The sequence below is a fragment of the Jatrophihabitans sp. GAS493 genome, assembly GCF_900230215.1.
In the GTDB taxonomy this organism is placed as follows: domain Bacteria; phylum Actinomycetota; class Actinomycetes; order Mycobacteriales; family Jatrophihabitantaceae; genus MT45.
The window spans coordinates 1,616,968-1,642,611 of record NZ_LT907982.1; the positions used below are offsets into that span (position 1 = coordinate 1,616,968).

Annotated in this window: 27 protein-coding genes; 12 read left to right on the plus strand and 15 right to left on the minus strand. The window is 68.7% G+C overall.

Features of this window, described 5'->3' with window-relative positions:
• Positions 1–11: 11 nt before the first annotated feature.
• Together CPH63_RS07335 and CPH63_RS07340 are read left to right on the plus strand one after the other, a co-directional pair.
• Positions 12–1,415: an NAD(P)H-quinone dehydrogenase gene (locus tag CPH63_RS07335; protein ID WP_096302301.1), complete on the plus strand. Its 1,404-nt coding sequence runs from the start codon at positions 12–14 to the stop codon at positions 1,413–1,415.
• Positions 1,416–1,497: 82 nt separating this feature from the next.
• Entirely contained in the window at positions 1,498–1,851 is a 354-nt protein-coding gene (locus tag CPH63_RS07340) for a hypothetical protein (protein ID WP_096302302.1), read from the plus strand.
• Positions 1,852–1,918: 67 nt separating this feature from the next.
• On the opposite strand, the gene CPH63_RS07345 is transcribed toward CPH63_RS07340, so the two are convergent.
• The 4 genes from CPH63_RS07345 to CPH63_RS07360 form a co-directional block, all read right to left on the minus strand.
• Positions 1,919–2,239: an Lsr2 family protein gene (locus CPH63_RS07345; protein WP_096302303.1), complete on the minus strand. Its 321-nt coding sequence runs from the start codon at positions 2,237–2,239 to the stop codon at positions 1,919–1,921.
• 100 nt (positions 2,240–2,339) lie between these two features.
• A complete protein-coding gene (locus tag CPH63_RS07350; protein WP_096302304.1) occupies positions 2,340–4,088 on the minus strand; it encodes a biotin carboxylase N-terminal domain-containing protein in 1,749 nt (582 codons plus the stop codon).
• Between the two features lie 252 nt (positions 4,089–4,340).
• Positions 4,341–5,000, minus strand: a complete 660-nt coding sequence (locus CPH63_RS07355) for a nucleoside triphosphate pyrophosphatase (protein ID WP_096302305.1) — start codon at positions 4,998–5,000, stop codon at positions 4,341–4,343.
• Positions 5,001–5,008: 8 nt separating this feature from the next.
• Positions 5,009–6,154 (minus strand): acyl-CoA dehydrogenase family protein, encoded by a 1,146-nt coding sequence (locus tag CPH63_RS07360; protein ID WP_096302306.1) that lies wholly within the window; start codon positions 6,152–6,154, stop codon positions 5,009–5,011.
• A 261-nt stretch (positions 6,155–6,415) separates the two neighbouring features.
• On the opposite strand from CPH63_RS07360, the gene CPH63_RS07365 reads away from it, so the two are divergent.
• Together CPH63_RS07365 and CPH63_RS07370 are read left to right on the plus strand one after the other, a co-directional pair.
• A complete protein-coding gene (locus CPH63_RS07365; RefSeq protein ID WP_197704612.1) occupies positions 6,416–7,267 on the plus strand; it encodes an S-methyl-5'-thioadenosine phosphorylase in 852 nt (283 codons plus the stop codon).
• Positions 7,267–8,289 (plus strand): NAD(P)-dependent oxidoreductase, encoded by a 1,023-nt coding sequence (locus CPH63_RS07370; protein WP_096302307.1) that lies wholly within the window; start codon positions 7,267–7,269, stop codon positions 8,287–8,289. Before CPH63_RS07365 ends, CPH63_RS07370 begins: the two co-directional genes overlap by 1 nt.
• Before the next feature lie 8 nt (positions 8,290–8,297).
• Here CPH63_RS07370 and CPH63_RS07375 read toward each other — a convergent pair whose 3' ends face one another.
• The 3 genes from CPH63_RS07375 to CPH63_RS07385 form a co-directional block, all read right to left on the minus strand.
• Positions 8,298–8,630, minus strand: a complete 333-nt coding sequence (locus CPH63_RS07375; protein ID WP_096302308.1) for a YnfA family protein — start codon at positions 8,628–8,630, stop codon at positions 8,298–8,300.
• A gap of 69 nt (positions 8,631–8,699) precedes the next feature.
• Positions 8,700–9,848, minus strand: coding sequence for a cell wall metabolism sensor histidine kinase WalK (locus CPH63_RS07380; RefSeq protein ID WP_197704613.1), 1,149 nt, complete (start codon positions 9,846–9,848; stop codon positions 8,700–8,702).
• 43 nt (positions 9,849–9,891) lie between these two features.
• Positions 9,892–10,614, minus strand: coding sequence for a response regulator transcription factor (locus tag CPH63_RS07385; protein WP_096302310.1), 723 nt, complete (start codon positions 10,612–10,614; stop codon positions 9,892–9,894).
• 125 nt (positions 10,615–10,739) lie between these two features.
• On the opposite strand from CPH63_RS07385, the gene CPH63_RS07390 reads away from it, so the two are divergent.
• From CPH63_RS07390 to CPH63_RS07400, 3 genes are read left to right on the plus strand one after another with little or no spacing between them, the layout of a single operon-like run.
• Positions 10,740–11,426, plus strand: coding sequence for a glycosyltransferase family 2 protein (locus CPH63_RS07390; protein WP_096302311.1), 687 nt, complete (start codon positions 10,740–10,742; stop codon positions 11,424–11,426).
• 38 nt (positions 11,427–11,464) lie between these two features.
• Positions 11,465–12,079: a DUF2064 domain-containing protein gene (locus tag CPH63_RS07395; protein WP_206745659.1), complete on the plus strand. Its 615-nt coding sequence runs from the start codon at positions 11,465–11,467 to the stop codon at positions 12,077–12,079.
• Positions 12,079–12,750, plus strand: coding sequence for a bifunctional 2-polyprenyl-6-hydroxyphenol methylase/3-demethylubiquinol 3-O-methyltransferase UbiG (locus CPH63_RS07400; RefSeq protein WP_096302313.1), 672 nt, complete (start codon positions 12,079–12,081; stop codon positions 12,748–12,750). The genes CPH63_RS07395 and CPH63_RS07400 overlap by 1 nt, the downstream gene beginning before the upstream one ends.
• Here the strand turns inward: CPH63_RS07400 and CPH63_RS07405 are convergent.
• Both CPH63_RS07405 and CPH63_RS07410 read right to left on the minus strand, forming a co-directional pair.
• Positions 12,660–13,196 carry a hypothetical protein gene (locus CPH63_RS07405; protein WP_096302314.1) on the minus strand — a complete coding sequence of 179 codons (537 nt, stop codon included), beginning with the start codon at positions 13,194–13,196 and terminating at the stop codon, positions 12,660–12,662. The genes CPH63_RS07400 and CPH63_RS07405 overlap by 91 nt on opposite strands.
• Positions 13,193–14,398 carry a molybdopterin-dependent oxidoreductase gene (locus CPH63_RS07410; protein WP_096302315.1) on the minus strand — a complete coding sequence of 402 codons (1,206 nt, stop codon included), beginning with the start codon at positions 14,396–14,398 and terminating at the stop codon, positions 13,193–13,195. The genes CPH63_RS07405 and CPH63_RS07410 overlap by 4 nt, the downstream gene beginning before the upstream one ends.
• 122 nt (positions 14,399–14,520) lie before the next feature.
• On the opposite strand from CPH63_RS07410, the gene CPH63_RS07415 reads away from it, so the two are divergent.
• The gene (locus tag CPH63_RS07415; protein WP_096302316.1) at positions 14,521–15,951 is read left to right on the plus strand and encodes a glycosyltransferase 87 family protein; all 1,431 of its coding nucleotides are present in this window, start codon (positions 14,521–14,523) and stop codon (positions 15,949–15,951) included.
• Here the strand turns inward: CPH63_RS07415 and CPH63_RS07420 are convergent.
• On the minus strand, positions 15,835–16,860 hold the full coding sequence (locus tag CPH63_RS07420) for a DMT family transporter (RefSeq protein WP_096302317.1): 1,026 nt from the start codon (positions 16,858–16,860) through the stop codon (positions 15,835–15,837). The genes CPH63_RS07415 and CPH63_RS07420 overlap by 117 nt on opposite strands.
• 112 nt (positions 16,861–16,972) lie before the next feature.
• Between CPH63_RS07420 and CPH63_RS07425 the strand changes: the two genes are divergently transcribed.
• Positions 16,973–17,512 carry a CGNR zinc finger domain-containing protein gene (locus tag CPH63_RS07425; protein WP_096302318.1) on the plus strand — a complete coding sequence of 180 codons (540 nt, stop codon included), beginning with the start codon at positions 16,973–16,975 and terminating at the stop codon, positions 17,510–17,512.
• 3 nt (positions 17,513–17,515) lie between these two features.
• Here CPH63_RS07425 and CPH63_RS07430 read toward each other — a convergent pair whose 3' ends face one another.
• The gene (locus CPH63_RS07430) at positions 17,516–17,971 is read right to left on the minus strand and encodes a MarR family winged helix-turn-helix transcriptional regulator (protein ID WP_096302319.1); all 456 of its coding nucleotides are present in this window, start codon (positions 17,969–17,971) and stop codon (positions 17,516–17,518) included.
• Positions 17,972–18,024: 53 nt separating this feature from the next.
• Here CPH63_RS07430 and CPH63_RS07435 point away from each other — a divergent pair, with 53 nt between their 5' ends.
• A complete protein-coding gene (locus CPH63_RS07435) occupies positions 18,025–18,480 on the plus strand; it encodes a DUF5313 family protein (protein ID WP_157749356.1) in 456 nt (151 codons plus the stop codon).
• Between the two features lie 37 nt (positions 18,481–18,517).
• Here CPH63_RS07435 and CPH63_RS07440 read toward each other — a convergent pair whose 3' ends face one another.
• The 3 genes from CPH63_RS07440 to CPH63_RS07450 all read right to left on the minus strand — a co-directional run bounded on the left by CPH63_RS07440 (position 18,518) and on the right by CPH63_RS07450 (position 21,079).
• Positions 18,518–18,787 carry an acyl-CoA carboxylase subunit epsilon gene (locus tag CPH63_RS07440; RefSeq protein WP_206745660.1) on the minus strand — a complete coding sequence of 90 codons (270 nt, stop codon included), beginning with the start codon at positions 18,785–18,787 and terminating at the stop codon, positions 18,518–18,520.
• Positions 18,788–18,803: 16 nt separating this feature from the next.
• Complete coding sequence (locus tag CPH63_RS07445; RefSeq protein WP_096302321.1) at positions 18,804–20,396, minus strand: acyl-CoA carboxylase subunit beta; 1,593 nt, start codon at positions 20,394–20,396, stop codon at positions 18,804–18,806.
• A gap of 101 nt (positions 20,397–20,497) precedes the next feature.
• Complete coding sequence (locus CPH63_RS07450; RefSeq protein ID WP_096302322.1) at positions 20,498–21,079, minus strand: DUF3060 domain-containing protein; 582 nt, start codon at positions 21,077–21,079, stop codon at positions 20,498–20,500.
• A gap of 83 nt (positions 21,080–21,162) precedes the next feature.
• Here CPH63_RS07450 and CPH63_RS07455 point away from each other — a divergent pair, with 83 nt between their 5' ends.
• On the plus strand, positions 21,163–22,719 hold the full coding sequence (locus CPH63_RS07455; RefSeq protein ID WP_096302323.1) for an NAD(P)/FAD-dependent oxidoreductase: 1,557 nt from the start codon (positions 21,163–21,165) through the stop codon (positions 22,717–22,719).
• Here CPH63_RS07455 and CPH63_RS07460 read toward each other — a convergent pair.
• Positions 22,702–25,026: a DEAD/DEAH box helicase gene (locus CPH63_RS07460; RefSeq protein WP_197704614.1), complete on the minus strand. Its 2,325-nt coding sequence runs from the start codon at positions 25,024–25,026 to the stop codon at positions 22,702–22,704. The genes CPH63_RS07455 and CPH63_RS07460 overlap by 18 nt on opposite strands.
• Before the next feature lie 58 nt (positions 25,027–25,084).
• Between CPH63_RS07460 and CPH63_RS07465 the strand changes: the two genes are divergently transcribed.
• Positions 25,085–25,432, plus strand: coding sequence for an STAS domain-containing protein (locus tag CPH63_RS07465; protein WP_197704615.1), 348 nt, complete (start codon positions 25,085–25,087; stop codon positions 25,430–25,432).
• Positions 25,433–25,644 lie beyond the last annotated feature (212 nt).

Consider the following 25,644-nt stretch of genomic DNA (forward strand, 5'->3'; position numbering starts at 1 on the left):
GAATAGACCGCGTGACTCGTATTGCGATTCTTGGTGGCGGTCCGGCAGGTTATGAATCCGCACTCGTGGCGGCCCAGCTCGGGGCCCAGGTCACCGTGGTGGACTCCGATGGCATCGGCGGCGCCTGCGTGCTCACCGACTGCGTTCCGAGCAAGACCCTGATCGCCACCAGCGACCGGGTCACCGCCATCCGCGACGCCCCCGAGCTCGGTGTCGGCCTCGGTGGCGGCGAGGTCAGGATAGACCTGGCGATGGTCAACGAGCGGGTGAAGCGGCTGGCCACCCAGCAGTCCGACGACATCTTCGCCCGGCTGCTACGCGAGGGCGTCACCGTGCTGGCCGGCACCGGACGCTTCGCCGCGACCCAGACGGGCCGGGTGCATCAGATTGAGGCTCTGGACAGCGCCGGTCGAGTCACCGCCACCGTCGAGGCCGACGTCGTCCTCATCGCCTCCGGGAGCACCCCGCGGGTGCTGGCCGGCGCTGAGCCCGACGGTGAGCGCATCCTCTCCTGGCGGGACGTCTACGAGCTCACGCAGATGCCCGAGCACCTCATCGTCATCGGCTCCGGTGTCACCGGCGCCGAATTCGCCAGCGGATACAGCGAACTCGGCGTGCCGGTCACCCTGGTCTCCAGTCGCGACCGGGTGCTGCCGAGCGAGGACCCCGACGCCGCCGACGTCATCGAGCGGGTCTTCACCAGCCGGGGTGGCCGACTGGAGAAGCAGGCCCGGGCGAAGGCGGTCCGGCGTACCCCCGACGGGGTGGTCGTAGAACTGGTCGACGGACGCACGGTGAGCGGCTCGCATGCGCTGATGTGCGTGGGTTCGGTCCCCAACACCGCCGGTCTGGGGTTGGAGCACGTCGGGGTCGAGGTGGACACGTCCGGGTACCTGAGCGTCGATCGGGTTTCCCGCACCAATGTGGCCTCGATCTACGCCGCCGGCGACTGCACCGGCGTGCTGCCGCTGGCCTCGGTGGCCGGGATGCAGGGTCGGATCGCCATGTGGCACGCGTTGGGGGAGGCGGTCACGCCGCTTCGGCTGCGCACCGTGGCGGCCAACGTCTTCACCCATCCCGAGATCGCGTCGGTGGGCATCCCGTACCGGATGATCTCCTCCGGCGAGGTCCCGGCGCGCACCGTAACGCTGCCATTGGCCACCAATGCGCGGGCCAAGATGCTTGGACTTCCCGACGGATTCATCAAGGTCTATTGCCGTCAGGCCACCGGCGTGGTGATCGGCGGCATCGTCGTCGCGCCGTCGGCATCGGAGTTGATCTTCCCGCTGACGCTCGCCGTTCAGCGTGGATTGCGAGTAAGCGATATCGCCGGAACAATCGGTGTCTACCCGTCGTTGTCAGGTTCGTTGGCCGAGGCGTCGCGTCGATTGATGCATCACGACGATCTCGACTAGTCGTTCTCGGCCATCCGTTCTCGACTAACGGTAAACACACAAGAACTAAAAGATACCGGTACCAGCAGTTAGGGGTTTCGTCATGCAGCACCTATCGCCCGAGGCACTCGAACGCGCTCGCCGCACCATTCTCGTCTCCGACGTTTTTGCCGAGCTGGCGGACGAGATAGTGGCCGCGGTATACGAGGTTCCGGACGCCCATGTGCTGGTCGTGGTTGTCGATGGCAACCATAAGTTCGCGGGAATGCACCACGTGAAGACTGAGGAATTGGCGGTAAAGGTGCCACCGCTGGAGGGCGACGGTGGCTGGACAATGGTCTTCTCCACCGGGGCGACGCCGCTGTCGGTGCGGCAGCGTACCGACAAGATGGCCGACCTGGCTCAGCAGCGAATCAATGCCATTGAACGCATAAACGCCCGCCGATCCGGAGGCTGACCTCCGTACCGACGGGCGTTGTGAAGCGGCTGTCGACGATCCTGACGAGCAGACCTGACGAACCGACTTAACGAGACTTGTAGGCCTCGACGACGTTGGCCGGAACGCGGCCCCGGTCCGAGACCGAGAAGCCATTCTCGCGAGCCCAGGCGCGGACGGCCGACAGATCCTCAGATGTGGATCGGCGACCGGCTTTGCGGCCGCGAGTGCCGGCACCGGCTTTGCGACCGGCCGATACATACGGACGTATCGACTTCTCGAAGGCGGTTGCGTTCTTCTTGCTCAAATCAATTTCATATGACTGACCGCCCCAACCGAACGTGATTGTGCTGGCCGCATCGGACCCATCCAAATCATCGGTTAGACGAACGATGGTGGTTTTCGCCATGGTTGTGTTCCTCTCAAATTCCGACTCCCTGTAAACACCATAGCTCAGGATTTCTAGCCGGGATGCTTTTAGGGTGTATAACGCGCTGAGAGGTACTTACTTACTCCTTGATTTCACAGATCGCGGAGCCGGAGGTAACCACCGAACCCACCTGGGCGTTAAGCGACGAGATGGTTCCGGCCTTGTGCGCGTTAATCGGCTGCTCCATCTTCATGGCTTCCAGAACGACGATCAGATCACCGGCGGCGACCACATCACCATCGGATACCGCGACTTTCACGATGGTTCCCTGCATCGGCGCGGTGAGGGAGTCACCCGACGCCGCGGCGCCGGCCTTCTTGCCGCCTGAGCGCTTGGGGGCCGCCTTCTTGCTCGGTGCCGCCGCGCCGCCGCCGAAGCCCGACGGGAGGGAGACCTCCAGGCGCTTGCCGCCGACCTCGACCACGACCGTCTCGCGGGGTTCGGCCTCGGCCGCCGCGTCGGCCCCACCGGTGAACGGTGGGATCTGGTTGTCGAACTCGGTCTCGATCCAGCGGGTGAAGACGGTGAAGGGGTCGGCGGTGAAGGCCGGGTCGCGGACGACGGCGCGGTGGAAGGGCAGCGCAGTGGCCATCCCCTCGACCACGAACTCGTCGAGGGCGCGGCGAGCGCGGGCCAGCGCCTCGTCCCGCGTCTCGCCGGTGACGATGAGCTTGGCCAGCAGCGAGTCGAAGGCGCCGCCGATCACCGAGTTGGGCTCGATGCCGGAGTCGACGCGAACCCCCGGGCCGGCGGGCTCGACGTAGGTGGTGACGGTGCCCGGGGCGGGCAGGAAGTTGCGTCCCGGGTCCTCACCGTTGATGCGGAACTCGAAGGAGTGGCCGCGCGGAGTCGGGTCCTCGGTGAAGCGGAGCACCTCGTTCTCGGCGATCCGGAACTGCTCGCGGACGAGGTCGATGCCGCTGGTCTCCTCGCTCACCGGGTGCTCCACCTGCAGGCGGGTGTTCACCTCGAGGAAGCTGATCACCCCGTCACTACCGACCAGGTACTCAACGGTGCCGGCCCCGGAGTACTGGGCCTCCAGGCAGATGGCCTTGGCGCTGCTGTGGATGCGACCGCGCTGCTCGTCGCTGAGGAATGGCGCCGGGGCCTCCTCGACCAGCTTCTGGTTGCGGCGCTGCAGCGAGCAGTCTCGGGTTCCGACGACGACGACGTTGCCGTGGTTGTCGGCCAGCACCTGGGCCTCGACGTGGCGGGAGCGGTCCAGGTAGCGCTCGACGAAGCACTCGCCCCGGCCGAAGGCGGAGACGGCCTCCCGGACGGCGCTGGCGTAGAGCTCGGGGATCTCCTCGATGGTGCGGGCGATCTTCAGACCGCGGCCACCACCGCCGAAGGCGGCCTTGATGGCGACCGGCAGGCCGAACTCCTGGGCGAAGGCGACGACCTCGTCCGGGCCGGAGACCGGGTCCTTGGTGCCGGGGACGAGTGGTGCGCCGGCCCGCAGCGCGATGTGCCGCGCGGTGACCTTGTCGCCCAGGTCGCGGATCGCCTGCGGCGAGGGGCCGATCCAGGTGAGTCCGGCGTCGAGGACGGCCTGGGCGAAGTCGGCGTTCTCGGAGAGGAAGCCGTAGCCGGGGTGCACCGCGTCGGCACCGGACTGCTTGGCGACGTCGATCAGCTTGTCGATCACCAGGTAGGACTCACCGGGGGTGTTACCGCCGAGTGCGAATGCCTCATCGGCCATGCGGACGTGCAGGCTGTCCCGGTCGGGCTCGGCGTAGACGGCAACCGACTGGTAACCGGCGTCGCGAGTGGCGCGAATGACACGGACCGCGATCTCGCCGCGATTGGCAATGAGAACTTTCTGCACTGTAGGAGCCTCCGAGGCGTACAAGCTGAGCTGCGAGTTCTGAGCTGCTCGGGTCCGAGCTGCCGTTTGGGGCGGTAGCGCGTCGAGCGGTTGAGCGTTCTGGTGGAGCTTCGTCGAACGGTAAAGCTTCGTGGCAAAGCCACAGGATACGTGGCTATTCAACCCTGGATCGAGCTGCATCGAAGAAGTTGAGAGAATGCCGACACAGCCTGGACTTGGTCAGCCGGGAATCAACTGCAAATCAACCGCGAATCAGCCGGGTCGAGGCAGGTCGGCGATGCCGAAGCCGATCTCGGCCAGCATCCGGCGCAATACTGGCAGCGACAACCCGACGACGTTGTGGTGATCGCCGGAGATCCGCTCGATGAACCAGCCACCCCGGCCGTCGATGGTGAAGGCGCCGGCCACCTCCAGCGGCTCGCCGGTCGCGACGTAGTCGGCGATCTCGGCGTCGGTGACGTCGGCGAAGTGGACCTCGGTCGAGCCGACCTCGACCCGGCGCGCGGTGACCTCGCCGTCGTCAACCCGCAGTAACGCGTGGCCGGTGTGCAGCTTGGCGCTGCGCCCACGCAGTTGACGCCAGCGGTTGGTGGCGGTCGCGGCGTCGCCGGGCTTGCCGAGCGGCTGACCGTCCAGTTCCAGCAAGGAGTCGCAGCCCAGCACAAGCGCATTGGCCAGCACCAGCGCATCGGTCAGCACCAGCGCGTCGGCGGGTGTCGTCGCGGTCGGGCGGTGAAGTTCGGCGGCGACGGCGCGAGCCTTCACCTCGGCCAGCGCGGCCACCAGCTTCGGCACCGAGGTGGCCCGAATGGACTCCTCGTCCACCCCGCTGACGACCACCTCCGGCTCCACGCCGGCCGCGCGCAGGGTCGCCAGTCGAGCCGGCGACCCTGACGCGAGGATGAATCTCAACGTCCGGCTCAGATACCCAGAGACCGGCTGATGACCTCTTTCATGATCTCGCTCGAGCCGCCGTAGATCCGGGTTACCCGCGCGTCGGCGTAAGCCCGGGCGATCGGGTACTCCAGCATGTAGCCGTAGCCGCCGTGCAGCTGCAGGCACTTGTCGATGGTGCGACCCTGCAGTTCGGTGCAGTAGAACTTCGCCTTCGAGGCGTCGACCGCGTCGAGGTCGCCGGCGTTCAGGGCCACTACCGACTGGTCGACGAAGGCCTGGGCGACATCCAGTTCGGTGGCGATCTCGGCCAGCACGAACTTGCTGTTCTGGAAGCTGCCGATCGACTTTCCGAAGGCCTTCCGCTCATTGACGTAGGCCAGCGTGTTGTTGAAGGCGGCCCGGGCCTCGGCCAGCGCGGAGACGGCGATCGAGAGGCGCTCCTGCGGCAGCTTCTTCACCAACTGCAGGAAGCCCTTCCCCTCCTCGCCGAGCAGGTTGGCCACCGGAACCCGGACGTCGGTGAAGGAGAGTTCCGCGGTGTCCTGGGAGTGCAGGCCGATCTTGTTCAGGTTGCGGCCGCGCTCGAAGCCCTCCTGACCGCGCTCGACGATGAGCAGGCTGAGTCCGGTGTGCCGGTCGGGTGAGGTGCGTACGACGGTAATGACGAGGTCGGCGTTGATGCCGTTGGTGATGAACGTCTTCGCGCCGTTGACGATGTAGTGGTCGCCGTCGCGTACCGCCGACGTGCGGATGCCGGCGAGGTCGGAGCCCGCGCCGGGCTCGGTCATGCCGACGGCGGTGATCAGGTCGCCGGAGACGATGCCCGGCAGCCAGCGCTCGCGCTGCTCCTCGTTGGCGTAGGTGAGGAAGTAGGGCAGGCAGGTGTCGTTGTGCAGGGTGATGCCGAGCCCGGTGCCGGTGACTCCGGCGTTGGCCACCTCTTCGGCCAGGATCTGGTTGAAGCGGAAGTCGTTGCTGCCACCGCCGCCGTACTGCTCGTCGACAGCCATGCCGAGGAAGCCGTTCTTGCCGGCCGCCGTGAAGACCTCACGGGGGCTGATCTCGGCCTCTTCCCACGCCAGGTAGTGCGGGACGACCTCCTTCTGCAGGAAGGTGCGGACGGAGTCCCCGAACGCCAGGTGGTCTTCGTCGTAGTGGTTGCGCTTCATTGCGGGTCTCCTGCGGCGGATCGTGGTGGCACCGCCCAGCGTCTACCGGGGCGGCATTTGGTCCAGGGTAAGTGCTGCACGCTAAGCCGGTACCCACGCATTGACGACCATCACACCCGTACTGGCAACGTATCGGAGCAAACGGGTACAGGTCGAGCAATTCGCGGGACTTGCAGTATCGCGTACTTGGCGTCCGGACCGGTTTGGCCGACCGGCCGCCCGTAGCGCCGGCCTCGACCGGCTGCGCGCTAGCGTGTCTGCGTGACCAACTCTCCCGCTGCTGCCGCCGATCTGGCCGATGTCGGAGTGATCGGTGGCTCTGGCTTCTACTCGCTGCTGGCCGATGCGCACAGCGTCGCCGTCTCAACGCCGTTCGGCGAGCCGAGCGCCGAACTCACGATCGGTACCTTCGCCGGGCGGCGGGTCGCCTTTCTCCCGCGCCACGGCGTCGATCATCGCTTCGCCCCGCACCTCGTTCCGTACCGGGCCAATCTCTGGGCACTTCGCTCGGTCGGTGTTCGTCAGGTCGTGAGCCTCTCGGCCGTCGGATCATTGAAGGCTGAGCTCGGCACCGGGACGCTGGTGGTCCCCGATCAGCTGGCCGATCGGACCTACGGCCGGCCGGCGACCTTCGTGCGTGACGGCGCCGGAGTGGCGCACATCTCGTTGGCTGATCCGTACTGTGCCCGAGGCCGGGCGGCGGCGTTGAACCCTGGTGCCGCCGATGGTGGAGCTGGGGCTGGGGCGGCGAGGGTCGTCGACGGTGGCGTGCTGGTGGTGATCAACGGCCCGCGCTTCTCGACCCGGGCCGAGTCGCTGGAGTACCAGTCCCACGGCTGGTCGATCATCGGAATGACCGGGATGCCGGAGGCGATCCTGGCTCGCGAGCTCGCCCTCTGCTACACCACGCTGGCGCTGGTCACCGACCTCGATGCCGGCGTGGAGGCCGGCGCCGGAGTCACCCACGGCGAGGTGCTGGCCGCCTTCGCCCGCAACCTGCCTTCGCTGCGTGACCTGCTCGCCACCACCCTGACGAATCTCCCTATTTCACAAGGAGATTGTGCCTGCGGCGCGGTCTACGCCGACGTGCCGGCGCCCTATGAGCTGCCCTGATGCGAGTGCTCGTCACCGGTGGAGCCGGTTTCATCGGGCGACATCTGGTTCGTGAGCTGCTGACCCGCGGGCACGAGGTGCTGGTCTTCGATTCGCTGCGCCCGGACGTCCACCACGGAGTGCGTCCGCAGCTCGAAACGCGGCTGCTGGTCGGCGATGTGCGGGACCCGGCGGCGGTGGAGGGGGCGCTGGCCGGAGTTGACGGGGTTTGCCACCTGGCGGCCAAGGTCGGTCTCGGGGTCGACGTGCAGGATCTGCCCGACTACGCCGACTCCAACGATCACGGCACCGCGGTGCTGCTGGCCGCGATGGCCCGCACCGGGGTGAGCCGGCTGGTGTTGGCCAGCTCGATGGTCGTCTACGGCGAGGGGTTCGGCCGCTGCCTGACGCACGGTCTCGTCTCGCCGGCGCCCCGACTGGAGGCGGCGCTGGAGCGTGGGCAATTCGAACCGCCCTGCCCGATCTGTGGCCGGCCGCTGGCCCCGGCACTGGTTGCCGAGGACGCGCCGCTGGACCCGCGCAACGCCTACGCCGCCACCAAGCTGGCTCAGGAGCACCTCGCCTCATCGTGGGCCCGCTCGACCGGCGCCACCGTGGCCGCCATGCGGTATCACAACGTCTACGGTCCGGGCATGCCGCGCGACACCCCCTACGCCGGAGTGGCCGCGATCTTCCTGTCGACGCTGCGCCGCGGGGAGGCACCGCAGGTCTACGAGGACGGTGGGCAGCGACGAGACTTCGTGCACGTCCGTGACGTGGCCGCCGCCACCGCTCAGGCGTTGGATGCCGAGGTCACCGGCGTGCGGGCCTTCAACGTCGGATCCGGCGTGGTGCGCACCGTCGGTGAGATGGCTCGGGCGCTGGCCGTGAGCACCGGCGGCCCGGAGCCGATCGTCACCGGCGCCTACCGGCTGGGCGACGTTCGTCATATAACTGCGGACTCTTCCCGGCTACGGGCCGAGTTCGGCCTCGGCGCCGGGGTCGACTTCAACGACGGCATGCGAGAACTCGCCCAGCAGTAGCCGGCCGCTCAGTGCCGGGGGATGTACATGATCACGCCGACCCCGATCAGGCAGATCCCCGCGCCGATAAGGTCGTAGCGATCGGGCCGGTAGCCGTCGACCACGGTGCCCCAGGCCAGCGATCCGGCGACGAAGACCCCGCCGTAGGCGGCCAGAATGCGTCCGAAGTGCGGGTCGGGCTGCAGCGTCGCGACGAAGCCATAAGCACCGAGCGCCACCACTCCGGCACCGGCCCAGAGCAGGCCACGATGCTCCCGCACGCCCTGCCAGATGAGCCAGGCCCCGCCGATCTCAGCAATTGCGGCCAGCAGGAAGAGCAGCAACGAGCGAGCGATGGTCACCGCCCAACGGTAGCTGCAGCCGGCGGTGGGAGCGGGCGGTGGGAGCGGGCGGTGGGAGCGGCGGTGCGGTCAGGCCGCGGTGGGGAGGCGAACGGTGAAGCGGCAGCCACCGTCGACGTTGCAGACCTCGATTGTGCCCCGATGCGCTTCGACGATCCCGCGGGTGATGGCCAAGCCGAATCCGGCACTCACGTCCTGCTCGTGCTGCGGGGTACGGGCCGCCTCGCCACGGAAGCCGATCTCGAAGACGCGCTCGAGGTCTTCGCGGGGAATGCCCCCGCACTCATCACGCACGATCACCTCGGCCAGCGGCGGGTTCGTGCTCACCTTCACCGTCACCTCGATGGCACCGTCGGTGCGAGTGTGCCGAATGGCGTTGGCGACCAGGTTCGTCATGGCCCGATTCAGTTCATGGCCGTCGCCGCTCACCGTCGCCGCTCCGCTGCTCTGCCCGCTCAGCCGAACCGACCGAGCGCGGGCCAGCGGGGCCAGTGCGGCCAGGCAGTCGGAGACGACGTCGTCGAGTGCGACCGTCTCGGTGCTGAGGGCGAAGGACCCGGCCTGGATGCGGGAGAGGTCGAAGAGGTCGTTCACCATGTTGGTCAGCCGCTCGACCTCGACCCGAATCTGCTTGTAATACAGGTCGGGTGAGTCGGCGACACCATCCTCCAGCGCTTCGGACATGGCCCGCAGTCCGGCCAGCGGCGTCCGCAGATCATGGCTGAGAAACGCCACCAACTCACGACGAGACGTCTCGACGGCCCGCTCCCGCTCGCGGGACTCGGTGAGTCGGCGACCGGTCTCCTCGAGCTGCCCGCGCAGGGTCTCCAGCTCGGCGCTGAGCCGGCGACCGTCGGTGCTCGGAACGCGTCCCTCCTCGATGTCGTGTACCGCGTCGTGCAGCACCTCACGGTCCTTCACCAGCCGGCGGATGCTCATCCAGGCCGTGAGCGAGGCGACGATGCCCGCGGCCAGTGCGACCGTCACCGTGAGGGCCAACTCGTTCGTGGAGATGAACATGGCCCGGAAGCTGCCGACCATGGCCGCAACCGATGCGGTGGTGCCGACGAAGACGACGCTGGCCAGTACGTAGGCCAGCGAGCGACGCCGCAACGGGACCGTGATCAGCCACGCGGCCACTCCGCCGGCGACGGCCCACTCCGCCGCGACCAGGATGTCGTGCGGGCTCGGTGTCATCGCCACTGCAAGACCAGCCACGTCAGACCCCGCCGCTGCTGTGCCAGCCGATGAGCGCGGCGGTTCACGGGAGCTCCAACCGGTAACCGATGCCCCAGACGGTCTGGATCAGGGTCGGATGCATCGGGTCCGTCTCGACCTTCTCCCGCAGCCGCCGCACATGCACCGTCACGGTCGAGTGATCACCGAAGGTCCAGCCCCAGACATCCCGCATCAGTTCCTCGCGGTTGAAGGCCCGCCCCGGGTTTCGCAGCAGAAAGACGAGCAGATCCAGTTCACGGACGGTGAGGGTGAGTTCGGTGTCGCCGCGGGTGACCCGGCGGCTGAGCGGATTCACCGTCAGATCCCCGGCCCGCAGCAGCTCCTCCACCGCAGCGCGCGGCGTTTCGACAGCATCGCCGGAGGGAATCGACGCGAGCGGCGGCTGGATGCGACGCAGCACCGACTCGACCCGCAGCACCAGTTCGCGCGGGGAGAAGGGTTTGGTCAGGTAGTCGTCGGCCCCCATCTCCAGACCGGCGATGCGGTCCTCAGCGTCGGCCAGTGCGGTGAGCATGATGATCGGCAGGTCCGGGTGATTCTCCCGCAGGATGGCGCACACTTTCAGCCCGTCGACGCTCGGGAGCATCACGTCGAGGATGAGCAGGTCCGGGGTGGCGTCGGCCAGTGCGTCCAGCGCGAGCTGACCGTCGCCGAGGACGGACGAGGTATGTCCGGCGCGGCGCAGATAGCTCACCACGACCTCGGCCACGGTGGTGTCATCGTCGACTACCAGGATGTTGGCCATATGGAAGGAGTCTAGGTCGCCCGACGGGTCGAGCGGTGCTCTCCGCCCTGGCTGACCGAAGCGTTACGTAGTTCGTAATCCTCTGCGCCGGGTGCCGGTCGCCGCGCGCCCTTAACGTGAAATGCATGAGCATCGACAACCCCGCTCCGGGCGCGGATGGAGTTCATATCGATCTGGTGCTGCCCTGTCTCAACGAGGCACGGGCCCTGCCCTGGGTGCTCGATCGGGTCCCCGAGGGGGTTCGAGCGATCGTCGTGGACAACGGCTCAACCGACGGATCGCCGGAGATCGCCCGCCGGCTGGGAGCGGCGGTCGTGCACTGCGAAACCCGCGGCTATGGGGCGGCCTGCCATGTCGGTCTGCAGGCGGCGACGGCCGAGTTCGTCGCCTTCTGCGACTGTGACGCCTCGATCGACCCGTTCGAGGTGATCCGGTTTGCCCGACCGGTGCAGCACGGGTGGGCCGAGATGTCGGTGGCCCGGCGCCGCCCGACATCGCTCGGTGCCTGGCCGCTGCACGCTCGTCTGGCCAACAAGGAGGTGGCCCGGCGCTTTCGGCGAGCCAGCGGCGTGCCGCTGTCGGACGTCGGCCCACTGCGGTTGGCGCGCCGTGAGGCACTGCTGGAGCTGCCGATCCGGGACCGGCGCAGCGGCTACCCGTTGGAGACCGTGTTGCGGGCCGTGCAGGCGGGCTGGCGGCTGGAGCAGATCGACGTCGACTACCGGCCGAGGTCGGGGCGCTCCAAGGTCACCGGCACCGCCCGGGGCACGCTGCAGGCGATTCGGGACATGAGCGGGGTTCTCAGCTCGTGAACCCGGATCAGCGGGCAGCGAAGTATCGATCTTTACTGGTGATTGCTAAGGAGCCGGTGGCCGGGCGGGTTAAGACCCGGCTCGCGGCCGGCGTCGGATTCGCCTCGGCGGCGGCACTGGCGCAGGCCGCCCTTCAGGACACCTTCGTCGCGGGTGAACTGGTCGTCGGGGTGCGACACGTCATCGCCCTGGACGGGCGGCCGGGGAGCTGGGTGCCGGCGCAGTGGGGCGTCGTCGGGCAGTGTGGCGGTGGCTTGGACCGACGGCTGAGCGATGCCTTCGCCCGCGTCGCGACCGCTGGCCCCGCACTACTGGTCGGCATGGATACCCCGCAGATTACCGCGGATCTGCTGACCGAATTCGATCCATCCCGCTACGACGCCTGCCTCGGCCCGGCTGTCGACGGTGGCTACTGGGCGATCGGATTCGCCCGGCCGGAACTGGCCGCGGGGGTCATCCACGGCGTGCCGATGTCGACCCCGCATACCGGTTCGGCTCAGCTTCGACGGATGGTGGAGGCCGGAATGAGTGTGCAGTTGCTACCAGTGCTCACCGACGTGGACACCCTCGCCGACGCCACCGAAGTAGCCCGAGCCGCGCCCGGGACCCGCTTCGCCCAATCACTGAGCCAGCTCCGCCCTGCGGTGGCCTGATGCGCGCCGACGCACTGCGCCCGTACGAAGCGTCGCTGCTGGCCCCCGCCCCCAGCTCGCTCGCGCTCGTCTGCGAGGACGAGACGCTGCTGCACCTGGACGTGGCCCGCTGGATGGCGCCGGTGGATGAGACCGATACCCCGGTGCTGGACCGCTGTGTCGGCCCGGTACTCGATGTCGGGTGCGGTCCGGGGCGATTCGTTCGTGCGCTCGGCGAGCGCGGAATCGCCGCCCTGGGCGTGGACATCTCCGACGCGGCCGTAGAGCTCACCCGTCGGCTCGGCGTGCCCGCGTTGGGTCGCAGCATCTTCGACCAGGTGCCCGGCGAGGGGCGCTGGGCCACCGTGCTGCTGATGGACGGCAACCTGGGAATCGGTGGCGACGTGCCCCGACTGCTGAGTCGCACGGCCCAGGTCATGCGGTACAGCGGCCGGGTGATCGTCGAATCGAGTGCTGACGGCGACGTCGATGAGGTGCTCTCAGTGCGCTTCAGTGCTGAGGGGAGTGCCGTCGGCCCGTCCTTCGAATGGGCGCGGATGGGGATCGATGCATTGCAGCGCCGGGCCGTCGCCGCCGGGTACTACGTCGAAGAGGTGTTCACCGTCGGTGGCCGGTCATTCGCCTGCCTGCGGCGGTCGGCCCGGGCGTCGCGGATCACGGTGGCCAGGTAGCCGAGCAGGGTCACCGCCCCCACAATGCTCAACAAAATATAGAGGTTGGCCGTGTAGTTCTGCTGCAGCCAGGCTTTCGCTGCCGGCTGCGTACCCTCGCGGTAGATCTCCGGCCATGCGATAAGAGCCAGTGATCCACCGACGACCAGGGCGAATTGAACGAAGCGCCGGGCCCGCGGGCGCACCGTCCGGCTCAGTCCGAAGCCGATGAGCGAGACCAGTGGGACAAAGATCCCGTCATGGATCACCGCCGCCGCGATGAGCCACTTGGCGAGGCCGGCCGGATTGGTCTGCTGCGAGTTGGCCAGGATGCGGATGCCGCCGTAGGCGATCAACGCGACGCCGGCTCCGCCCAGCAGCAGGCGCGCCTTCGACGGGCGGCTCTTCGACGGGCGGCTCTTCGACGGGCCGGGCACCGGCCGGTCGCCGTTCGGTTCGGCGATCATCCGAGCACCACCACATTCGCCAGCCATTTCGTGTTGAGCACACCGGCTCGGTTCGGGGCGATGAGGCGTACCGGATAGCCGTGATCGTGCACGATTCGCTCGCCGTTCAGATGGGTCGCCAGCAGTGCCTGCTTCAGCTGCGGTCCGAATACCGTGGAGGTCCGGTACGAGCCGCCCTGCTGCAGCGACTCGACGCGCACGTGCGAATCGGCACTGCCGCCAGCCCGCTCCACCAGGCTCAGCAGGGTGGGGCCACTCCAATGCGCGGCAACGCTCCACCCCTCCACGCAGGCCAGCGGGAAGTGTTTGCCGCTGCGCTCCAGCGTCTCCAACTCGGCCAGGGTGAGCTCGAACGGCTTTGGCCCGAGGACGTGCAGCCGGTAATCCGGGTCGCCGAGCAGCGCCGTCACCTTGGCCTCGGCGGCGGTGGTGTTGATCGGTACCCGCTGCGGCCCCCGGCTCGGCTGCCGGTCGGCCAGCAGCCCGATTGGCTCCAGCGGGCTCACCGTCCGGCCGACGGTCACCAGGGTCACGGCGGCGGCGCTTACCCCGGTCGTGATGAGCAGTCCGCGCCGGGTGATGCCAGCGCCGGCTTCGGGGGGGTTCTCACCCGGCCCCGGCTCCGCCGCCGGCGGATAGACCGACGCGAGCGGGGTGGCGAGCCCGCGTTTGATCGTCTCCAGCTTCACCGCAATGTGCAGCATGATCGAGCCGGCGACCACGAAGGCCAATAAAAAGTGGACGATCACGAAGTGCCAGGGCCACGGGTACCAGCCTAGGATGTTGATGAAGCCGGTGAAGAGTTCGAGGATCGCGCTGCCGACGAGCAGGCCGACACTGAGGCGCTCGATTCCCTCCAGCGGATTGCGCGCCGGTGGCCAGCTGAACAGGCGCGGGTAGACCGTCCAGAGCTTCACCAGCAGCAGGGGGATGGCGGCGATTCCGGTGGTGACGTGGAGGCCCTGGGTGAGCCGGTAGCCCCAGGCCGGTGCGCCGGGAATCGGCAGCCAGTTCCAGGGGCCGTATTGGTAGTGGCTGAGCAGACCGGTGATGAAGCAGATCGTGAAGGCGATGCCGAGGACCCGCCCGACCCGGGCCGTCACCGCCTCGTGGTGCAGTGAACTGCTGAACTTCGGCCAGATCGGGGGTGGTTCGCGCAGCAGGGTGCGCACCTTCACGCGCACCCGCTCCCTCCGGCTCATGTCCCTAAGTTCGCATAGATTCGGGCGATCGGTTCACGACAAACCCTTACGAGGTTGGGAACGTCGCGGTGACGAGCCCGGTCGAGCCGTTTCGGTCGCGCCGGTCGTGTCAATGTGGAGCGGTGACCTCGACTCTCCCGGGCAGCGCGACGACGCACGAGCGGCGTGTCTCCTACCGTCTCCTGCTCGTCTTGGCGCTGCTCGGCGAGGCCGCGATGATCGCGGCCATCAGCAATCCGTGGCATCCGGCGAAGGCCTCGGGGGTGCTGAGCTACGAAGCGGCCGCAGCGGGATTCTTCCTGATCGGATTGCTGGCTTTCACCCGCTCCCGGCTGAGCAGCCGCGTCGCCGTCTGGCTCATCTTCGCGGTGGCGATCGGGTTGAACCTGCTGGCCCTGCTGTCGGGCCCCACCTCCAGCGACGACGACTTCCGCTACGCCTGGGATGCCAAAGTGCAGCTCTCAGGGACCGATCCGTATCGCTACGTCCCGGCGGATCCCATTCTTCTCCCAGAGCGAGATGCCTTTACTTTTCCGACTGATCGTCCCTGCAGGCACCGTCCGGTGGCCGCCGATGGATGCACCCAGATCAATCGCCCGGACGTGCACACCATCTATCCACCGGTGGCCCAGGCCTCCTTCGTCGGGATGCGGCTGCTCTCCTTCGGTGGACGCGGAGGTCACCTCCCGCTGCAGCTCACCGAGGCGCTGGCCAGCCTCGGTGTGACGCTGCTGCTGGTGCGCAACGCCCGGCGCCGGGGCCGCCCGCTCTGGAGCGCCGCGGTCTGGGCCTGGTGCCCGATCGCGGTGCTGGAACTGGCCAACGACGCCCACATCGAGGGGATCGCGGTGCTGCTGAGCATCGCCGGCGTGCTGGCCAGTGCACGGGGACGAGACCGGGCCGCCGCCCTCTGGGTGGGGGCAGCCATTGCGACCAAGCTCTATCCGGCGCTACTGCTGCCGGCCCTCATGCGCCGCCGGCCCGGGCTGGTGGCCGGCACAGCGGTCGGCTTCGTGGCGCTGAGCTATGTCCCGCACGTCCTGGCCGTCGGTCGCGAGGTGATCGGCTACCTGCCGGGCTACCTGCAGGAGGGGGACTACCTCGACGGCGGGCGGTTCCTGCTCCTGAACGTGGTCTTCCCCGAGGCAGTCTCGCCGTATGTCGCCGTACTGCTGCTGGCGGCGATCGCGGTGGCGGTCTGGCGGCGGGGCGATCCGCAGCGCCCGGAGCTGGGGTCACTGCTGATGGTGGGCGCATTCTTCCTGATCGCGACGCCGGACCTGAGTTGGTATTCGCTGCTGCTGCTGGCCCTCTGCGCGCTCGCGGTACGGCCGGAGTGGCTCGGCGTCGTGGCGGCGCCGACGCTCATCTACCTTGGCGTGAAACTGCACTGGGACCCGACGGTCGTCGGGGTATGGGCCTACGCCGCCGGCGGGCTACTCGTCGCCGCGGTCGCGCTCGGCCGGCACCGCAGCGACCGTCACGGTCGCGGTTACGAGGTCCCGCTGCTGGGGCAGCGCGTCGCCCGGTTCTGGCAGGTCGACGCTCGGTGAGCGGAGCTCGTCGATACGCACGAGTGTCACGCCGGCCAGCATCAGAGCGCCCCCGACGAACTGGATCGGAGCCGGCACCTGGCCGAGCAGGATCCAGGCGAAGATGACCGCGAAGAGCACCTCGGTGAGCCCGGCGAAGGAGGAGACCTTGGCCCCGAGGAGACGGGCGGCGCCGATTCCGGAGACGTAGGCGAAGGCGCCGGCCAGCAGGGATAGGCAGAGTACCGGGACGATCCAGCTGACCTGATGGGAGAAGAGCGTCACGTCGACCAGCGGGGCCCGTACCGGCAGCACGCCGGTCAGATCGAGGGCGAGCAGCCCGAGGGCGCCGACGCACATGCCCGACCAGGCCAGCACGAGGGGCGGAAGGGCGGAGCCGTCGTGGGAGGAGACGACGAAGTAGACGGCGAGCCCGACCGCGGCGGCCAGACCCCAGAGCACGCCCACCGGATCGAGGTGATGCGAGCTGGCCAGGTTGAGGACCAGCACCAGACCGGCGATCGCGGTGACGCCGCCGATGACGGTGAGGCGCTGCGGGCGGTGGCCGTGAGCGATCCAGAGCCAGCCGACGACCAGGATCGTGCCGAGGTACTCCAGAAGCAGCGCGACACCGACCGACAGGTGCTGCAGCGCGTTGAAGTAGAAGAGCTGGCAGCCGGCCACCGCGATGAAGCCGAAGGCGGCGATGGTGCGCCGCGCCCCCCAGAGCAGCCCCCACTGGCCGTGGAGTTGGCGCAGGGCGAAGGGCGTCAGCACCAGGGCGGCGATGATGATTCGGGCCGTCACGGCGGCTCCAGGCGTCCAGCCGGCGCCGATCAGGGCGGAGCCGAAGGAGCCTGAGGTGCCGAAGGTTGCCGCGGATAGTGCCGCCAGCGTCAGTCCGGTGCTGCGACCGAGCAGCTGGGGCATGGTGAAGACCTCGTCACGTCTGGATGGCCACGCAAGCGCGCAGGCCGGTAATTAGCAAAATGGAATACACTCGTTACACCTAGAACTTAGCCCGGCGCCTGAAAGGAGTCAAATGCTTTTTGCCCATGACACAGAGCATGCCCTCGCCGGCGCCGCGGCCCTGGTGAACACCGATCAGCCCGACGGTGATCTGCTGGCCGATGTGGCGGCGCTGGATAGCTTCGTCCAGGAGTGGGGCTGGACCGGCCAGCTGCGTCACGACCAGGCCGAGCTGGATGCCGTGCGCCGGCTACGTCCGCGGCTGCGCCAGCTCTGGTTTCTGGACGAGCCGGCGGCCGCGGAGCTGGTGAATACCTTGCTGCGCCAGACGAACGCGCTGCCGCAACTGGTGCGCCACGATGCCTGGGACTACCACCTGCATGCGACACCGCCCGACGCGCCGTTGGCGGATCGGATGGCGGTGGAGGCGGCGATGGCGATGATCGATGTCATCCGGCAGAAGGAGCTGCCGCGGCTGCAACTCTGTGCGGCGGCCGACTGTGGCGACGTGCTGGTCGACCTCTCCAAGAACCGGTCGCGGCGCTTCTGCAGCACCTCCTGCTCCAATCGCACCAATGTCGCCGCGTTCCGGGCCCGCAAGGCCAATGAGTAACGCTCAGCCGGCGGACTTCACCGCGGCGATGACCCGGGTCAGCGATGCGTGCAGCTGCTCGAGTTCGGGTAGCTCGATCTGCAGCCTCGCCATCACCGCGGCCGGGATCAGCAGCGCCTGTTCGCGCAGGCGTCGACCAGAGTCGGTGAGGGTGATCTCGAGGTTGCGTTCGTCGGTGGCGCTGCGCTCGCGTCGCAGGTAGCCGGAGGCCTCCAGGCGCTTCACCAGCGGCGAGAGCGTCCCCGGGTCGAGCGCGAGGAGCTGGCTAAGGTCCTTAACCGAGAGTGGTTGCTGCTGCCAGAGGGCGAGCATCACCAGGTACTGCGGGTGGGTCAGCCCCATCGGTTCCAGCAGCGGCCGATAGACCGACACCACGCCGCGGGAGGCGACGGAGAGCGCGAAGCAGACCTGTCGCTCCAGGGCCAATGGGTCGATCGTCTCGTCGAGCTCAGTCTTCACATCAGAAGCGTACCAATAGTTTGTACACCAATGATTGGTGTAACGTGGTCAACATGGACGAGAAGCGGGCTCCGGTCGCGGAGCCAAGTGTGGTACCCCAGCGTTCGCGCCCCAACGCGGTCGAGTGGCTGCGCTACGCCTGGGGCGGCGGGTTGCCCCCGTCGCTGCGTGACTGGGTGCTCAAGGATCTCACCGGCCGGACCTGGCTGCTGCGGCAGTCAGCGCGCTCGATCGTGCTGCTGGCGCCGTTCGCGGCCGCCATTCTGATCTTCGTTCCGGGCGCGTTCTGGATCCGCGGGGTCGCCGTGATCGGCGGGACGTTCATGGGCCTGCTCTTCGGCTTCGCCTACGTCGTCGAGACCAGTGAGACCCGACTCCTCAGGGCCGGCTACCCGGCCGGGCTCGGTGAGCGCATTCGTCGCCGGCGCGCAGCTGAGGCACACTCGGCCGGAGTGGCCCGGCGGCGGGAGAAGCGCGCCCGCAAATCTCCTGCATATCGCGGGCTATAGCGCGCAGGATGCAGGAGGTTCGGCAAGTCGGCGCTGACTAACGGGCGTTCCGCCATGCGCCGGCGCCGGCCCGCAGCGGTGGACGGGTCAGTTGAGCCGGGTCGGCCCAGCCGCCGGCGCGACTCTGCTTCGGCTCCGCCGGTTCAGCTGAACCGCGCGCGGAGAAGAGCGCCGTCACCACGGCGAGCTCCTCCGGGGTGGGCTCACCCTTGACGATGCGTAGCACCGGACGGGCCGAGGCAACCTCCGCCTCGGGCGTCGATGACTCCGCCACCTCGTCGGCATCAGGTGCGCGATGCTTGCTCACAGAATCCCCATCCTGCTCATAGTGGGATGTTTCCGTGCTTCTTCGGCGGCAGGCTCTCGCGCTTGTTGCTCAGCATGCGCAGCGACTTGATGATGTACGCGCGGGTGTGCGACGGCGGGATCACCGAGTCGATGTAGCCCCGCTCGGCGGCGACGTAGGGGTTGACCAGGGTGTCCTCGTAGTCGGTGACGACCTGGGCCCGTAGCGCCTCCGGGTCCTCGGCCGCGGCGATCTCCTTGCGGTACAGGATGTTCACCGCACCCTGGGCCCCCATGACCGCGATCTGCGCCGTCGGCCAGGCGACGTTGATGTCCGCCCCCAGGTGCTTGGACCCCATGACGTCGTAGGCCCCACCGAACGCCTTGCGGGTGATGACGGTGATCTTCGGGACGGTGGCCTCGCAGTAGGCGTAGATGAGCTTCGCGCCGCGGCGGATGATGCCGGTGTGCTCCTGGCTGACGCCGGGCAGGAAGCCGGGGACGTCGACGAGGGTGATAACTGGGATGTTGAAGGCGTCGCAGGTGCGTACGAAGCGGGCCGCCTTCTCCGACGCGTCGATGTCCAGGCAGCCGGCGAAGTGCATCGGCTGGTTGGCCACGACGCCGACCGGCGAGCCCTCGATGCGGCCGAAGCCGACGATGATGTTCGGCGCGAAGAGCGCGTGCACCTCGAGGAACTCCTCGTCGTCCACGATGTGGGTGATGAGCTCGTGCATGTCATACGGCTGGTTGGCCGAGTCCGGAATGAACGTGTCCAGGAACGCGTCCTCGTCGGTCACCGTGTCGGTGACGTCGGTGTCGTAGGTCGGCAGCGGGTCGAGGTTGTTGCTCGGCAGGTAGGAGAGCAGGCCCTTGACGTAGTTGATCGCGTCGTCCTCGTCGGTGCCGAGGTAGTGGGCGTTGCCGCTGGTCGTGTTGTGGGTGCGGGCGCCGCCGAGCTCCTCCAGCGTGACGTCCTCGCCGGTGACCGTCTTGACGACGTCCGGGCCGGTGATGAACATCTGCGAGGTCTTGTCGACCATGACGATGAAGTCGGTGAGCGCGGGGGAATAGACGTGCCCGCCGGCCGCCGCGCCCATGATCAGGGAGATCTGCGGGACCACGCCCGAGGCTCGCACGTTGCGCATGAAGATCTCGCCGTAGAGCCCGAGCGATGCCACACCCTCCTGGATGCGCGCGCCGCCACCTTCATTGATGCCGACCACCGGGCAGCCGGTCTTGAGGGCCAGGTCGAGGACCTTCACGATCTTCTCGCCGTAGACCTCACCGAGCGCGCCGCCGAAGACGGTGACGTCCTGGCTGAAGACGCAGACCGGGCGGCCGTCCACGGTGCCGTAGCCGGTCACCACGCCGTCGCCGAAGGGGCGGTTCTTCTCCATGCCGAAGACCGTCGAGCGGTGCCGGGCGAACTCGTCCATCTCGATGAAGGAGCCCTCGTCGAGCAGCGCGTCGATGCGCTCGCGAGCCGTCTTCTTCCCCTTCGCGTGCTGCCGCTCGACCGCGCGGGCCGATCCGGCGTGCACAGCCTCGTCGTAGCGACGGTCGAGGTCGGCCAGCTTTCCGGCGGTGGTGTGCGGATCGGGCGCTTCGGGAAGAGCTTCTGCAGTCACGAGAGCAGAGCTTAGTGCCCCGGTCAGCGCGGCGAGCAGAGAACGTGACGGACTCCGCAGCCGCCCGGCCGGCTACTGCCCAGTCACCCCGTCAGCCGGCACTAGACCTTGGTGACGTGCGTTCCGGCCCCGTAGTTATGCACCGTCGGAGTTCCCCGCTGGTACAGCACCGTGACGTGTTTGCCCGATATGTACGCCAAGTTGAACTGGTCCACGTTGAGAATCACCGAGTCGGCGGTGATCACGACCGCCGCGCAGTGCCCGCTGATCGTCACGTGCGCGTGGGGCGCCGTGATCTGTACCGAAGTACCGGCGCTGCAGCTCCCGGAGACGGTCGTGTTCGGCTGGGTGACCGCCATGACGTAGCCGGTGAGGGTCGGCGCCGGCGGTACCGCGACCGGCGTCGGCATCCTCCAGATGTGCGTCGGCGCGGCCGGAGTGGGTGGCGGCGTCGGTGTCGGGCTCCCGCCGGGGACTGCAGGGTGGGGCGCCGTCGGGTGGGTCTGGGCCGTGGACGCCCGGGCCAGCCCGATGTCGTAGTGGGCGTAGGAACTCAGCGCCGCCAGCGCGAGCACCGCGCCCCCGGCGATGCGGGCCAGCAACCGTGGGTGCAGCGACCGAGGGTGCAGCGACCGCTGCCGGGCAGCGGCACTGCGGCGGTGGCTCTGGCGGGAGGTCATCATCTGGAGACCAATTTTCACATGCCGCGGTGGGTGGCGCGAGAGGAGCGCCATCACCGCCCCGGCCCCGAACTAGGGTGAGGCGCATGGATGTGGTGGTCGCCGGTGGAGGGCACAACGGTCTGGTCGCGGCGATCCTGGCCGCTCAGGCCGGGCGGTCGGTGCTGCTGCTGGAGCGCTCCGACCACGTCGGGGGCGCCGCCGTCTCCGCTCAGGTCTTCGCCGGCCGGCCGGCCCGACTCAGCAAGTACTCCTACCTGGTCAGCCTCTTCCCGGACGAGCTGCAGCGACGCCTCGGCGTGCGGGTCGAACTGCGCTCGCGGGCCGTCTCCTCCTATACCCCGCTGCAGCGTGACGGACGGGCCACCGGCCTGCTGGTCGAGCGCGAGCCGAGCTCGGCCACCGAGGCCTCCTTCCGAGCGCTCACCGGGTCGGAGGCCGAATGGCGGGCCTGGCAGCAGCTCTACTCCGAACTCGCGGTCCTGGCCCGGGTGCTCGCCCCGGGTCTCACCGGCGAGCTGCACAGCCGCTCGCAGGCCCGGGACGCCGTGCTCGCCGCCGGCGGGTCGCGAATCTGGGAGGAGGTCGTCCAGGCGCCGGTCGCCGAGCTGATCACCAGCCGCTTCGCCGACGACTCGGTGCGCGGCATCGTCGCCACCGACGCCCTCATCGGCACCTTCACCTCGCTGGCCGACGAGAGCCTGCTGGCCAACCGCTGCTTCCTCTACCACCTGATCGGGCGCGGCACCGGTGAGTGGCTGGTGCCGGTGGGTGGGATGGGTGCGCTCTCCGACGCGCTGCTGACGCGGGCGCTCGAACTGGGGGTGGAGGTGCGCACCGGGGTCGAGGTGCGGTCCGTCGACGAGGATGCGGTCGGAGTGACGCTGCAGGCCGAGCTCAGCGGTGGCGGGGAGCTTGAGGTGAGGGCGACGAACCTGCTGGCCGCGGTGGCCCCGGTCACCATCGACCGCTGGCGCGGGCGAGTCAGCGCCGCCGCTCCGGAGGGGGCGCAGCTGAAGATCAACATGCTCCTCGATCGATTGCCCCGGCTGAAGTCCGGCATCGACCCCAACGTCGCCTTCGCCGGGACCACCCACTTCGAGGAGGACTACAGCCAGCTGGAGGAGGCCTACCGGGTGGCCGGCGCCGGCGAAGTGCCGGCGCTGCTCCCGGCCGAGATCTACTGCCACTCCCTCACCGACCCGTCGATCCTGCAGGGGTACCCGGGCCACACGCTCACCCTCTTCGGCCTGCATGCGCCGGCTCGCCTCTTCGCCGAGGACCCGGAGCTGGCCAAGCAGCGGGTGACGCAGGCCGCCCTGGCCTCGCTGCAGCGCCACCTCGCCGAGCCGCTGGAGGATTGTCTGGCCCGCGACGAGAACGGCTGGCTCTGCCTCGATGTCGCCACGCCGGTTGACGTCGAGCAGAGCGTCGGGATGCCGGGTGGGCATATTTTCCACGGCGATCTGCAGTGGCCCTGGCTCGATGACGACGCCGACCGGTCAACGCCGGCGCAGCGCTACGGCGTCGCGGTGGCCGACAGCGAGCGCATCCTCATCGCGGGCAGCGGATCGCGAAGGGGTGGCGCCGTCTCCGGTCTGGGTGGGGCGGCCGCCGTCGACGCGCTACTGGCCACCCGCTGAGCTGAGCGCGCCCAACTGCTCCAAGACCACCCCCAGTAACGAGATTGCCCCGGCTTTATCAAGGGGTTCGTTGCCGTTGCCGCACTTCGGCGACTGCACACAGGACGGGCAGCCGTCGCGGCACTCGCAGGCGCTCACCGCGGCGTGGGTGGCGGCCAGCCAGTCCGGCAGCAGCGCGTAGCCCCGTTCGGCGAAGCCGGCCCCGCCCGCGTGACCGTCGTAGACGAAGATCGTCGCCTCACCGGTGTCGGGGTGCAGCGCGGTGGAGACGCCGCCGATATCCCAGCGGTCGCAGGTTGCGAAGAGCGGGAGCAGCCCGATGGCGGCGTGCTCAGCGGCGTGCGCGGCACCGGCCAGATCCAGTGATTCCCCTAAGGTTCGCAGGGCGTTCGCCTCGATCGTGTACCAGACGGCCCGGGTTCGCAGCTGTCGTGGCGGCAGGTCGAGAGGGGTCTCGTCGATGAGTTCGGAGCTGTCCAGCCGGCGGCGTTGGAAGCTCACAACCTGATTGGTGACGTCCACCGTGCCGAAGAAGGTCCCGACCGCACCGGCCCGGGAAGACTGCTCAACCGAGACGATCGCGATGTCGGTGGTGTCGCGGGCGTTGGTCGAGTAGTACGGGTTGTCGGCGTGGACCAGCGCCGCGCTGTGCGCGAGGTCCAGCTCCTCGACCAGATAGGAGCGGCCCAGGTGCAGATAGACCGCACCCGGGTGCACCGAGGAGTGGGCGGCCCCGGCGTCGACGGTTCCCAGCAGCGCTCCGGTACTCGACTCGACGATGCTGACCGGATCCCCGCCCGATCCACGGATGTCGGCCGATGGACGCTCACGCGAGGTCCAGAACCACCCGGCCGGACGGGCCCGCAGCTGCCCGGCCGCCACCAGGTCGGCCAGCACCGCCCGGGCCACCTCGCCCCCGAAGAGTGGCAGGTCGGCCTCGGTGATCGGCTGCTCGGCCGCCGCGCAACACAGCTGTGGACCCAGCACGTAGGGGTTGGCCGGGTCGCAGACGCTCGACTCGATGGGACGCCCGAAGACGGCCGACGGATGGTGGACGAGGTAGGTGTCCAGCGGGTCGTCGCGGGCCACGAAGACCACCAGCGCGTCCCGGCCCGAGCGACCGGCTCGCCCGGCCTGCTGCCAGAACGAGGCCAGCGTGCCCGGGAAACCCGCGATGAGTACGGCGTCCAGGCCGCTGATGTCCAGCCCCAGTTCGAGGGCGTTGGTGGCGGCCACGCCGAGGAGTTCGCCGGCGGTGAGCGCCGCCTCGATGCTGCGCCGCTCCTCGCGCAGGTAGCCGCCGCGGTAGCCGCTGACCCGCTCGGCCAGTTCGCCTGCGCCCGCCTCGGTGAGCGCCCGCTGCGCGCCGAGCGCGGTGAGCTCAGCCCCCCGGCGGGAGCGGACGAAGGCGAGCGTGCGCGCTCCGGAGATCACCAGGCTGGCCAGTAGATCCGACGTCTGGGCACCGGCGCTCCGCCGCAACGGCGCGCCGTTCTCGCCGACCAGCCCGGTGAGCGGCGGCTCCCAGAGCGCGACCAGCCGCTGGCCGTGCGGCGCGGTGTCGCGGGCCACGCAGGTCACCGGCAGCCCGACCAGCCGGCCGGCCGAAGTCGCCGGGTCACGCGAGGTGGCCGAGGCGAGGATGAAGACAGGGGCGGCGCCGTAGCGCTGGCAGAGTCGCCGAAGCCGCCGGATGATGAGGCAGACGTGGGACCCGAAGACGCCCCGATAGCTATGGCACTCGTCGATCACCACGTAGCGCAGCCGGCGCAGGTAGGAGGCCCACCGGTCATGCTGGGCCAGGATGCCGCGGTGCAGCATGTCCGGGTTGGTGAGGATCCAGTTGGCGTGCGAGCGCACCCAGTCCCGCTCGCCCATTGGCGTGTCACCGTCATAGGTGGCGGCCCGCACCCCGCTGATGCCGAGTTCGTGCAGCGAGCGCAGTTGATCCCCGGCCAGCGCCTTGGTCGGGGACAGGTACAGCACCCGGGCGCGGTCGTCGCCCAGCAGCGCGGTGAGCGCCGGCAGCTGATAGGCCAGTGACTTCCCGGACGCCGTGGTGGTGGCGATGACGACATGCTCGCCCCGGTGCGCCGCCTCGGCCGCCTCGACCTGATGCAGCCAGGGCTCGGCGATGCCGTCGGCGATGAAGCGCTCGCGCAGCTCGTCCGGGACCCAACCCGGCCAGCCGACCGTCTCGGCCGCCCGGGCCGGGACCGTCTCGACGTGCGTGAGCGAGTCCTTGGTGGCGGGGCTGACCAAGCGCCGTAGCAGCTCCGGGGCAGTCAGCGTGGGCACGATGGCCACGCTAGCCGTGGGCTGTGACCATATCTGCCGATCGCGGCGTCTGTGGCACGATTGCCTGGTGGAGATCTCGCTGAACACCGCAGTGACCGAGGTTGCGTCCGTGCTGGACGTCCGTGGCGACGTGGACTTCTATTCGGCTCCGGCGCTACGGGAGCGTCTCACCGATCTGCTCGAGGAGGGGGAGCGGCCGGTGATCGTCGACCTCTCCGCCGTCGGCTTCATCGACTCGACCGGACTCGGTGCCCTGGTCGCGGCGTTGAACCTGGCCAACGAGCGGGCCCGCACCCTCTCCATCGTCGCCAACCAGGATCGGGTCACCAAGCTCTTCCGGATCACCGGCTTGGACGGCGTCTTCGCGATCTCCGACAGCGTCGAAGGGGCCCTGGCCGGCGTCGGCGAGGCCTGAAATCCGCTCCGTTTCGGAGTGATGTGTGCCACATAGTGACGCCGGTTAACAACAATTCGGTGACCTGGACCACTTAACGTCGATCTCTCCCGCTAAACTCCGCCGAATCACCAGGCGCACAGTCGTACGGGGATCGAAGACCAGCAAAACCCGCCCTGCAGCTTCTGCGCGCAACGTCGATTTCGGCACAACGCTGTGCCCGCGAAGGAGTC

Bases quoted from the DNA above. Each gene is read 5' to 3' on its own strand.
- CPH63_RS07340 (WP_096302302.1), top strand. From the start codon at position 1,498: ATGCAGCACCTATCGCCCGAGGCACTCGAACGCGCTCGCCGCACCATT.
- CPH63_RS07345 (WP_096302303.1), bottom strand. From the start codon at position 2,239: ATGGCGAAAACCACCATCGTTCGTCTAACCGATGATTTGGATGGGTCC.
- CPH63_RS07360 (WP_096302306.1), bottom strand. From the start codon at position 6,154: ATGAAGCGCAACCACTACGACGAAGACCACCTGGCGTTCGGGGACTCC.
- CPH63_RS07370 (WP_096302307.1), top strand. From the start codon at position 7,267: ATGCGAGTGCTCGTCACCGGTGGAGCCGGTTTCATCGGGCGACATCTG.
- CPH63_RS07385 (WP_096302310.1), bottom strand. From the start codon at position 10,614: ATGGCCAACATCCTGGTAGTCGACGATGACACCACCGTGGCCGAGGTC.
- CPH63_RS07390 (WP_096302311.1), top strand. From the start codon at position 10,740: ATGAGCATCGACAACCCCGCTCCGGGCGCGGATGGAGTTCATATCGAT.
- CPH63_RS07400 (WP_096302313.1), top strand. From the start codon at position 12,079: ATGCGCGCCGACGCACTGCGCCCGTACGAAGCGTCGCTGCTGGCCCCC.
- CPH63_RS07405 (WP_096302314.1), bottom strand. From the start codon at position 13,196: ATGATCGCCGAACCGAACGGCGACCGGCCGGTGCCCGGCCCGTCGAAG.
- CPH63_RS07410 (WP_096302315.1), bottom strand. From the start codon at position 14,398: ATGAGCCGGAGGGAGCGGGTGCGCGTGAAGGTGCGCACCCTGCTGCGC.
- CPH63_RS07420 (WP_096302317.1), bottom strand. From the start codon at position 16,860: ATGCCCCAGCTGCTCGGTCGCAGCACCGGACTGACGCTGGCGGCACTA.
- CPH63_RS07425 (WP_096302318.1), top strand. From the start codon at position 16,973: ATGCTTTTTGCCCATGACACAGAGCATGCCCTCGCCGGCGCCGCGGCC.
- CPH63_RS07435 (WP_157749356.1), top strand. From the start codon at position 18,025: ATGGACGAGAAGCGGGCTCCGGTCGCGGAGCCAAGTGTGGTACCCCAG.
- CPH63_RS07450 (WP_096302322.1), bottom strand. From the start codon at position 21,079: ATGATGACCTCCCGCCAGAGCCACCGCCGCAGTGCCGCTGCCCGGCAG.
- CPH63_RS07455 (WP_096302323.1), top strand. From the start codon at position 21,163: ATGGATGTGGTGGTCGCCGGTGGAGGGCACAACGGTCTGGTCGCGGCG.